We start from the raw sequence: 9,908 nt of genomic DNA, 5'->3' as shown, positions 1-9,908 counted from the left end.
ACCTTTCGCATGAACGAATGGTCCTATTTCTTTTAGGGACTTATTTCACAGCCCCTTTTTTAGTTACTACGCTTTTATTTAATAATGTCAATAACTTCGAGGGACAAATTCGGCAAAAGATAATGCGTCTATTCGTCTTTTGTGCAATGGAGATGAAACTCAAAAATCGTGGAAGCCTCTGCTGAACACGATTTTCGCTTTAGGAGGTTCATCGGAATGGTTTGCACAACTAGAATAGACGCATTATCTTTTGCCGAATTTGTCAACACAACCTAAATCATTCAAAAAAAAGAGCGGATACCCCAAAAAAGGTATCCACTCTTTTTTCTACCCTAATCTCTTTTAACTACAGCTGAACAACCCATTCCGCCACCAACGCAAAGTGTTGCAAGTCCTGTATGTACATCTTCTTTCTGCATCTCGTATAACAGACTTACAAGGATTCTCGCGCCAGAGCAGCCAACCGGATGTCCAAGAGCGATGGCTCCACCGTTCACATTCAGTTTGCTAAGATCAAATCCAAGATCCTTTCCAACTGCTACAGACTGTGCTGCGAATGCTTCATTTGCTTCGATCAGATCGAAATCTCCGATCTCCATTCCCAGTTTCTTCATAACTTTACGTGTAGAATATACCGGTCCGATTCCCATGATTGCCGGATCACATCCTGCGAGTTCTCCGCCGATCCATGTTGCCATAGGTGTTACACCAAGCTCTTTTGCTTTTTCTTCACTCATTACGATCAGTGCTGCTGCACCGTCATTGATTCCGGATGCGTTACCTGCTGTAACCATACCGTCTTTCTTAAATGCTGGACGAAGCTTTGCAAGACCTTCTTTTGTGATTCCTTTACGAGGGCCTTCATCTGTATCTACAAGAATCGTTTCTTTTTTCTTCTTCACTTCAACCGGAACGATCTCGTCTTTGAATTTACCTTCTGCCATTGCTTTTTCACATTTGTTCTGAGACCATGCTGCAAATTCATCCAGTTCTTCTCTTGTAAGTCCCCACTGTTCACAGATATTCTCTGCTGTGATTCCCATGTGATAATTGTTGAATGCATCGGTCAGACCGTCCTTGATCATAGCATCTTCAATTGTCGCATTACCCATACGATATCCGTAACGTCCGTTTCTCAGCATATAAGGAGCCATTGTCATATTCTCCATACCACCTGCAACAATAATATCAGCATCTCCTGCTGCGATCAGTTTTGCTGCAAGGTTGACACAGTGAAGTCCTGAACCGCAAAGTACATTGATTGTTGTAGCCGGTACTTCATTCGGGATTCCTGCATATACAGCTGCCTGACGTGCCGGATTCTGTCCGTTGCCTGCCTGGATAACATTACCCATATACACTTCATCAACCTGATCTGGAGCAACACCTGCTCTCTTCAAAGCTTCTTTGATTACAATCGTTCCAAGTTCTACAGCTGATGTGTTTGCGAACTGTCCACCCATTACACCGATCGCTGTACGACATGCACCTGCTAAAACAACTTTTCTTGCCATGATAAAAATCCTCCTTTATTTTGTAAATCACCTGATGTTTTTATTATAATCCTCCAAAAAACAGAATTCAATAGATGTTTGATATTTTTTTAACATTTTTTCATGTTCTATTACAGATACATGATACGATTCGGTTGAAAGGTTTCTTACTAGATGTTAAGATTTTTCTTGGTGTTTATATTTATTTTATATTTTTTATAATAATTTTATTGAAAGGATTTTTTTCACATGCACGAATTAAAACCAAAGCTTTTTGACATCATGAAGGGCTATTCCAAAGAGCAGCTGATCAAGGATATCATTTCCGGTATCATTGTTGCCATCATCGCCCTTCCACTTTCCATTGCGCTTGCCATTGCTTCCGGTGTAGGACCGGAACAGGGACTTTACACCGCGATCATTGCCGGCTTCTTTATCTCTTTCTTCGGAGGAAGCCGTGTACAGATCGGAGGTCCGACTGCTGCCTTCGTTGTCATTATTTACGGAATTGTCGCAAACTACGGAACCGACGGTCTGATTGTCGCAACCATCCTCGCAGGTATCATTCTTGTGATCATGGGAATCTGCCGCTTCGGTTCTCTGATCAAGTACATTCCTTACACAATTACGACCGGATTTACCTGCGGAATCGCAGTCACACTTTTCGTAGGTCAGCTAAAAGATTTCTTCGGAATGGAAATGGAATCTGTCCCATCTGAATTCCTGGAAAAAGTAATTGCCTATGCAAAAAACATCCACAGCATCAATCTGACTGCAACACTCATCGGACTTGCTGCCGTTGCCATCATGCTTCTCTGGACAAAGATAACCGACAAGATCCCGGGATCTTTAGTAGCAATCGTCGTTACAACTGCTATTGCATACTTTGCAAAACTTCCGGTCAATACCATCGGCAGCGTATATGGACAACTGAATTCTGCATTTCCTGCTTTCCATGTTCCTTCGATCACCATTGAGCTGGTACAGCAGATGATCTCACCGGCATTTACCATCGCAGTCCTTGCCGCAATTGAGTCTCTCCTCTCGGCTGTTGTAGCTGATGGTATGATCGGTGATACCCATAAATCCAACGCAGAGCTTATCGGACAGGGGCTTGGAAATATTTTCTCCGGTCTGTTCGGCGGAATCCCTGCAACCGGAGCTATCGCAAGAACCGCTGCCAATGTGCGTAATGGTGGACGTACTCCGATTGCCGGTATCACACACTGCATCACTCTTACGATCATTCTTCTGGTGCTGATGCCACTTGCTGCCTTGATCCCAATGACCACACTTGCCGCAGTGCTTCTTGTGGTTGCTGCAAACATGGCCGACTGGAGTTCTTTCTTCCGCCTGTGTAAAAGTGCTCCTAAAAGCGATATCATCGTCCTTGTTATAACCTTTTTCCTGACGGTATTTTTTGATCTGGTTGTGGCAATCGAGATCGGTGTCGTTCTTGCTGCCCTTCTTTTCATGAAACGTATGGCAGAAACAGCCGATATCAAAGCCTGGAAATATACCGATTCACCGGATATTACTCCCGGAGAAGCGGAAAAATTACGTGAGATCCCACATTCTATCAGCGTATTCGAAATCTGCGGACCGATGTTCTTTGCCGCAGCCGATCAGCTTCTCGGCATCAACAGCGATCATCGCACCAAAGCTGTCGTCATCCGTATGCGAAGCGTACCGGCTATCGATGCCAGTGCAATGAAATGCCTCCACGAACTCGCTGAACGTGCCCAAAAAAAGAATATCCATCTGATCTTCTCTCATGTCAATGAACAGCCGATGAAGGTCATGAAAAAAGATGGTTTCTTCGAGCTGATCGGGAAAGAAAATTTCCATGAAAACATTGTCGATGCACTGGATTATGCGGAAGCACTTGTAAAATAATCCTGCGATCATTATGTTTTTTCAAAAAAACAATTTTGTCATTGACATTTGCATAACAATTTGTTAGATTAAAGTTGCTCATATGACTGACGGAAGTGGAATGAACCACAAGGGAATATGAGGATTTGATTATTTAGCCGACCGTCTGGGCGATTCAGCTCAGATGCCGGCTTTTTTTACGCATTTTTATAAGATTTTCAATAAATCAGGGCTATATAAAAAGCGTAATCATCCATCGGTTCTTCTGGCTGAACCTTTTCATATGTCTGGAATTTGCCAGAACTTTCCGGGCATAAATCGCAGCAACACAGTGTATAATAACCGGGTCATAGTTACTATGGCTCACCCACAAGAAGGAGGAATAACCAAATGATGCAGAAAGAACAATGGCAGGGATTTGAAGGAAGACTCTGGAAAGAAGAAATCAACGTTCGTGATTTCATCCAGAACAACTACACACCTTACGAGGGAGATTCTTCATTCCTTGCAGACCCGACCGAAGCAACAAACCAGCTCTGGGGCAAACTTCAGGAACTCCAGAAAGAAGAACGTGCAAAAGGCGGCGTTCTGGATATGGAAACAGAAGTTGTATCTTCTCTTACCGCTTACGGTCCAGGATATATCTGCGAAGAACTGAAAGATAAAGAACAGGTTGTGGGGCTTCAGACTGACAAACCTCTGAAACGTGCATTCATGCCATTCGGTGGAATCAAAATGGCAGAAGAAGCATGCAAAACTTACGGATACGAACCAAATCCGAAATTCCACAAAATTTTCACGGATTATCATAAAACACACAACCAGGCAGTATTTGATGCCTACACACCGGAAATGAAGAAAGCACGCCATGCCAAGATTCTTACAGGTCTTCCGGATACTTACGGACGTGGACGTATCGTCGGTGATTACCGCCGTGTTGCCCTCTACGGAATCGATCTTCTGATCGCCATGAAACAGGATGACCTTGCAAACTGCGGATACGGATCCATGCGTGATAATGTAATCCGTCAGAGAGAAGAACTCGCAGAGCAGATCCGTGCCCTCAAGGGTATGAAAGAAATGGCTGCTGTCTACGGATTCGACATTTCCGAGCCAGCCAAAAATGCAAAAGAAGCATTCCAGTGGCTGTACTTCGGATACCTTGCAGCAATCAAGACTCAGAACGGAGCTGCCATGAGTGTCGGACGTGTATCTACCTTCCTTGATATCTACATCAAGAGAGATATGGAAGCAGGCATCCTTACAGAAGAAGAAGCTCAGGAATTAGTTGACCATATGACAATGAAATTCCGTATGGTTAAGTTCGCACGTATCCCATCCTACAACCAGCTCTTCTCCGGTGACCCGGTCTGGGCTACACTGGAAGTCGGCGGAATGGGACAGGACGGACGTTCTATGGTAACAAAGACCGACTACCGTTTCCTGCACACCCTGGAAAACATGGGACCTTCTCCGGAACCGAACCTGACTGTACTTTACACAGAACGTCTTCCGAAGAACTTCAAGGACTACGCTTCACATATTTCTATTGAAACAAGTTCTATCCAGTACGAAAATGATGATGCAATGCGTCCGGTATGGGGCGATGACTATTCTATCTGCTGTTGCGTATCTGCAACACAGACAGGTAAAGAAATGCAGTTCTTCGGAGCAAGAGCAAACCTTGCAAAATGCCTTCTTTACGCGATCAACGGTGGTGTCGACTGCAAGTCAAAAGATCAGGTAGGACCGGCTTACACACCGATCACTTCTGAATACCTTGATTATGATGAAGTAATGGCTAAATACGACAAGATGATGGACTGGCTCGCTGGACTGTATGTAAACGTACTGAACCTGATCCAGTACATGCATGACAAATACTACTATGAAGCATCTCAGATGGCACTGATCGATACCGATGTACGTCGTACATTTGCAACAGGTATCGCAGGATTCTCTCATGTAGTTGACTCCTTAAGTGCGATCAAATATGCAAAAGTGAAAACAATCCGTGACGAAAACGGACTCGTTGTAGATTTCGAGACAACCGGTGATTTCCCGAAATACGGAAATGATGATGACCGCGCAGATGATATCGCAGTATGGCTTCTTCAGACATTTATGAAGAAACTGAAAAAGCATCACACCTACCGTGAATCCGAACCGACAACTTCTATCCTTACCATTACCTCAAACGTTGTATATGGAAAAGCTACCGGTGCTCTTCCAGACGGAAGAAAAGCAGGCGCACCGCTTTCACCTGGAGCAAACCCAAGCTACGGTGCAGAACAGAACGGACTTCTTGCTTCCCTGAACTCCGTTGCCAAGCTGCCTTACGAATGGGCACTTGACGGAATCTCTAACACCCAGACCATCAACCCGGATGCAATCGGACATACTCCGGAGGAGCGCATTAACAACCTGGTAAATGTTATGGACGGATACTTCTCTCAGGGTGCTCACCATCTGAACGTCAACGTATTCGGAACAGAAAAACTTCTTGACGCTATGGAACATCCGGAAAAAGAAGAATACGCAAACTTTACGATCCGTGTATCAGGATATGCGGTTAAGTTCATCGACCTTACACGCGAACAGCAGCTCGATGTAATCGCAAGAACCTGCCACGATCGTATGTAATTACCGAACTTACACTCTTTTGCCAAACATATCGTTATGCTGGAAGTCATGCATTTTAAAGTGCATGACTTTCGGCACATACAGAGATGCTGCCGGCAGCTTCTCCTGCATACTAAGGCATTTAAAGGACTCTGCCTGATCCGCAGTTTTCCAATCACACAATGAAAAAGGAGATTTTCATATGACTCAAATCAAAGGACTTATTCACTCTACAGAAAGCTTTGGTTCTGTTGACGGACCCGGGGTACGTTTTATTATATTTGTTCAGGGATGTCCACTGAGATGTCAGTTCTGCCATAACCCTGATACCTGGAATATGACCGATAAAAACGGTGCCACATGGCGCACTGCCGATGAGCTTCTTACCCAGGCTCTTCGTTACCGTACCTACTGGAGAAATGGCGGTGGAATCACAGTCAGCGGCGGAGAACCTCTCCTTCAGATTGATTTTCTGCTTGATCTTTTCAAAAAAGCAAAGGCAAAAGGTATTCACACAACGATTGATACTGCAGGCGGTCCTTTTACCAGAGAAGAACCATTTTTCTCCAAATTTCAGGAGCTGATGCAGTATACCGATCTTCTTCTTGTTGATATCAAGCATATCGATGAAAAATCTCACAAAGAGCTGACCGGAAAAACGAATAAAAACATTCTGGATATGATCCGCTTTCTCTCCGATACCAAAAAACCTGTCTGGATCCGCCATGTGCTCGTACCGGAGCGCAGCGACTATGATGAATACTTAAACCGGTTAAATGATTTTATCCAGACACTTGATAATGTAGAAAGAGTGGAAATCCTGCCTTACCACACACTTGGTGCCTACAAATGGAAAGAGCTGGGACTTGATTATCCCCTCGAAGGGATCAATCCACCTTCGAGAGAACGCGTGGAAAATGCAAAGAAAATCCTGCACTGTTCATAAAAGTTACTGTTCACAGTACCTGTGACCAGCAACGCATAAGACACATTTAAAAAAATAGACGACAGCTTTCTCTTCATATTTTGCCTGTAATGTGCTATGATTGGTGTAGTGTATTTAAGAGAGGAGAAATATAACAATGAACGAAAGAATGGAACGCGTATTGCAAAAAATGAGAAAAAAAGGAATCGATCAGTTACTTGTATCTGATCCACTCAGCATCCGCTTTTTAACAGGCATCACGGTAAATCCTGGGGAAAGATTATATGCCCTGCTGCTTCGTACAAGCGGAAAGCATACGATTTTCCTGAACTATCTGTATTATGTTTCCAATACAGGCTTTGAAGAAGTATGGTTCAGCGATATGGACGATCAGATTGGTGTTCTGACCAGTCATATCGACACCAAAGGCGTACTCGGTATCGATAAAGTATTTCCGGCACGTTTTCTTATTCCGCTTCAGGAGCGCTGCCCTGAGCTGAAGACCGTATGGGGATCTGACTGTGTGGATGGTGTCCGCGCAGTAAAGAACGCCGAAGAAATTGAAATCATGAAACATTCTACCGAAATCAATGATCTGGTTATGGAACGAGCTGCTGCTTATATCAAAGAAGGTATGACCGAAAAGCAGATTGCTGATTTTATCGATGCAGAATACCTCAAAGAAGGTGCGAGTGGTGTAAGCTTTGATACCATCGTATGTTTCGGTGCGAATGCAGCTGACCAGCATCATACACCAAGTGAGACAAGAACCCTAAAAGCCGGTGAATGCGTCCTGATCGATATGGGATGCGTATGGCATGGATATTGTTCAGATATGACAAGAACTTTCTACTGCAAGAGCGTAGATGATGAGCAGGCTGACATTCATGATATTGTCCGCACTGCTGTCGAAAAGGCAGAAGCTGCAATCAAACCGGGTGCACGTTTCTGTGATATTGATGCACAGGCAAGAGACTACATCGATGAAAAAGGCTACAGCGAATACTGGAAGATCCGCCTTGGACACTTCATCGGACAGGAAGACCATGAATACGGAGATGTCAGCCCGATCAATAAAAATGTGGCTGAACCTGGTATGATCTTCTCCATCGAGCCTGGTATCTATATTGAAGGCAAGTACGGCGTCCGTGTAGAAGACCTCGTTCTGGTAACAGAAGATGGACATGAAATTCTGAATAAAGTAGAAAAGAAATACCGTATTGTCGGCTAATTAAAAGATATCTGTTTACTACATTTTAATGCCCGGCTTTCAAACAGAATGTAAAAAGTCTGTTTGAAAACCGGGCATTGTTACTGTTTTTATGTTCCTGTAATCTCTTATCCAGTTATCATACACTGGCATTCTCTCTTATACATGCAGGTTCTTCTCTATCTCCTGTCGCATTTCTTTCCCTTTAAAAAGGGCCAGACCGATCAGCATCAGCACTCCCATCCCAATCGAAATCACAGACGGAAATACAATCTTTACCTTTCCTGTCACCAGAAAGAAAAACGGTAAGATCATTCCATAAAGTGCCGCCATCACAAAATATACCAGATAGTCTTTTGCCTGTCGATAATACACCCTCGATATGATCAGCATCGAAACCATAATCAGTCCACTTACTCCCGGAAGTACAAAATCGATCGACCAGCCATGCCACTTAGTCAGCCAGTCCCAGATGATACAGCCGACCGTCACAATGATCAGCTGCCACATGGCATTCTTCAGCAGATTATACCGCTTGAAGAACCCCACCGCAAGCGCCAGCCACATACTAAAGGCACCGCCACACACGAACAGCGACAGATGAAAATTCGTATCAATGCTGTAATCCACGCCAAGTGCCGTTACGATAGCGATCATACAAAGAAAGGTAAATATTTTGAATATCTGCATCCCCTTCGCTTCTGTCATAACGCTTTCCGGATATTCCACCTTAAGGATCTCCGTTTTCACTTCCTGTTCTCTCAGAATCTGGAAAAAATTTTCTTTGATTGCATCACAGTCATATCTGGACGTAAATCCCAGATAAATCTTATCCCGGAAGGAACACATACAAAGCTCTACTTTCGGCGTACTTGTATATACACCAAAATACCCGATATACTGCTCATAGCTTTCCGGCATCCGGATGATTCCCATGTTGGAAAAAATAGCGGTCACATCACTTTCTGCCGTCCTCGCCCCGATATTGATACAGACATTTTTCAGTTCCAGCGGCGCAAATTTCAGGATTGGGTGTACCTGCAGGGCGAAGTAATCATTCATCCGCTTCTCCATCCTTTCCGCTGTCAGTTCTTCTTTAAAGCATGCATTTACTTTTTGCACAACATCTGCGAACTCTTCTTTTCCACCTTGAAAATGATATCCCGGTTCAATCCAGTTGAAAAAATTGAGCATTGTATTGGTCGGAAAGAAATTACGCAGATTAACCGGAACCATCAGTACAACCGGCTTGCTTTCCTGCCGTCTTGTCATTGTCCGGTGAATCGCACACAGATATACCGCAGTCAGAAATACCGTCATCGACACACCATAAGTCTTTGCCTGACGCTTCAGTTCTTCGACCGGAATTTCTGCCTCTGTCGTCTGCAGACTTCCAAGCTCACGCCTGTTTCCGCGAAGCTGATGCGCTGCCGGTTTTTTCTCTTTTTTTCGGTCTGTCTGGCGTGAATAATATCTTTCAAATCCATCCGCTTCCTGATCGGAAAGGCTCTCCGAATACTCTGACAGAACCACATCCTCCAGTCCATCCTCATGATGTGCCAGATACAGATAATTTTTCACCAGCTCCCGTACAAATTCACTGGCACCGGTTCCGTCTGTCAGCACATGAAAGACCTCAAAATTGATTCTCTTTTTGTAATAAGTTACTTCAAAAAGCAGATCTCTCTTATCACGAATATAAAGGCTGCTACACGGCTCCTTATACTCTGATATGCTACCCTCATATAGGACAATGAAATATAAAAGTCCTATATGGGGGTAT

Annotated in this window: 6 protein-coding genes and 1 riboswitch; of the genes, 4 read left to right on the top strand and 2 right to left on the bottom strand. The window is 44.0% G+C overall.

What is annotated here, in order from left to right:
* Positions 1-332: 332 nt before the first annotated feature.
* Entirely contained in the window at positions 333-1,514 is a 1,182-nt protein-coding gene (locus tag G4407_RS15485) for an acetyl-CoA C-acetyltransferase (RefSeq protein ID WP_173689593.1), read from the bottom strand.
* Between the two features lie 228 nt (positions 1,515-1,742).
* Between G4407_RS15485 and G4407_RS15480 the strand changes: the two genes are divergently transcribed.
* The 4 genes from G4407_RS15480 (at position 1,743) to G4407_RS15465 (ending at position 8,146) form a co-directional block, all read left to right on the top strand.
* On the top strand, positions 1,743-3,389 hold the full coding sequence (locus tag G4407_RS15480; protein ID WP_173689592.1) for a SulP family inorganic anion transporter: 1,647 nt from the start codon (positions 1,743-1,745) through the stop codon (positions 3,387-3,389).
* A gap of 72 nt (positions 3,390-3,461) precedes the next feature.
* A riboswitch (ZMP/ZTP riboswitch) is annotated at positions 3,462-3,547 on the top strand.
* Between the two features lie 211 nt (positions 3,548-3,758).
* Entirely contained in the window at positions 3,759-6,011 is a 2,253-nt protein-coding gene (pflB, locus tag G4407_RS15475; RefSeq protein ID WP_173689591.1) for a formate C-acetyltransferase, read from the top strand.
* Positions 6,012-6,192: 181 nt separating this feature from the next.
* Entirely contained in the window at positions 6,193-6,936 is a 744-nt protein-coding gene (gene pflA / locus G4407_RS15470) for a pyruvate formate-lyase-activating protein (protein ID WP_173689590.1), read from the top strand.
* A 136-nt stretch (positions 6,937-7,072) separates the two neighbouring features.
* A complete protein-coding gene (locus G4407_RS15465; protein ID WP_173689589.1) occupies positions 7,073-8,146 on the top strand; it encodes a M24 family metallopeptidase in 1,074 nt (357 codons plus the stop codon).
* 138 nt (positions 8,147-8,284) lie between these two features.
* On the opposite strand, the gene G4407_RS15460 is transcribed toward G4407_RS15465, so the two are convergent.
* Positions 8,285-9,908: DUF6320 domain-containing protein (locus tag G4407_RS15460; RefSeq protein WP_173689588.1), on the bottom strand; the 1,624-nt coding region annotated here is incomplete at its 5' end.

The organism is Allocoprococcus comes, from assembly GCF_013300725.1.
Classification (GTDB): Bacteria; Bacillota; Clostridia; order Lachnospirales; family Lachnospiraceae; genus Allocoprococcus; species Allocoprococcus comes_A.
The sequence above is the reverse complement of the archived record's forward strand: the minus strand, read 5'-3'. Positions and strand labels throughout refer to the sequence as shown.

Bases quoted from the DNA above. Each gene is read 5' to 3' on its own strand.
- G4407_RS15485 (WP_173689593.1), bottom strand. From the start codon at position 1,514: ATGGCAAGAAAAGTTGTTTTAGCAGGTGCATGTCGTACAGCGATCGGT.
- G4407_RS15480 (WP_173689592.1), top strand. From the start codon at position 1,743: ATGCACGAATTAAAACCAAAGCTTTTTGACATCATGAAGGGCTATTCC.
- pflB (WP_173689591.1), top strand. From the start codon at position 3,759: ATGATGCAGAAAGAACAATGGCAGGGATTTGAAGGAAGACTCTGGAAA.
- pflA (WP_173689590.1), top strand. From the start codon at position 6,193: ATGACTCAAATCAAAGGACTTATTCACTCTACAGAAAGCTTTGGTTCT.
- G4407_RS15465 (WP_173689589.1), top strand. From the start codon at position 7,073: ATGAACGAAAGAATGGAACGCGTATTGCAAAAAATGAGAAAAAAAGGA.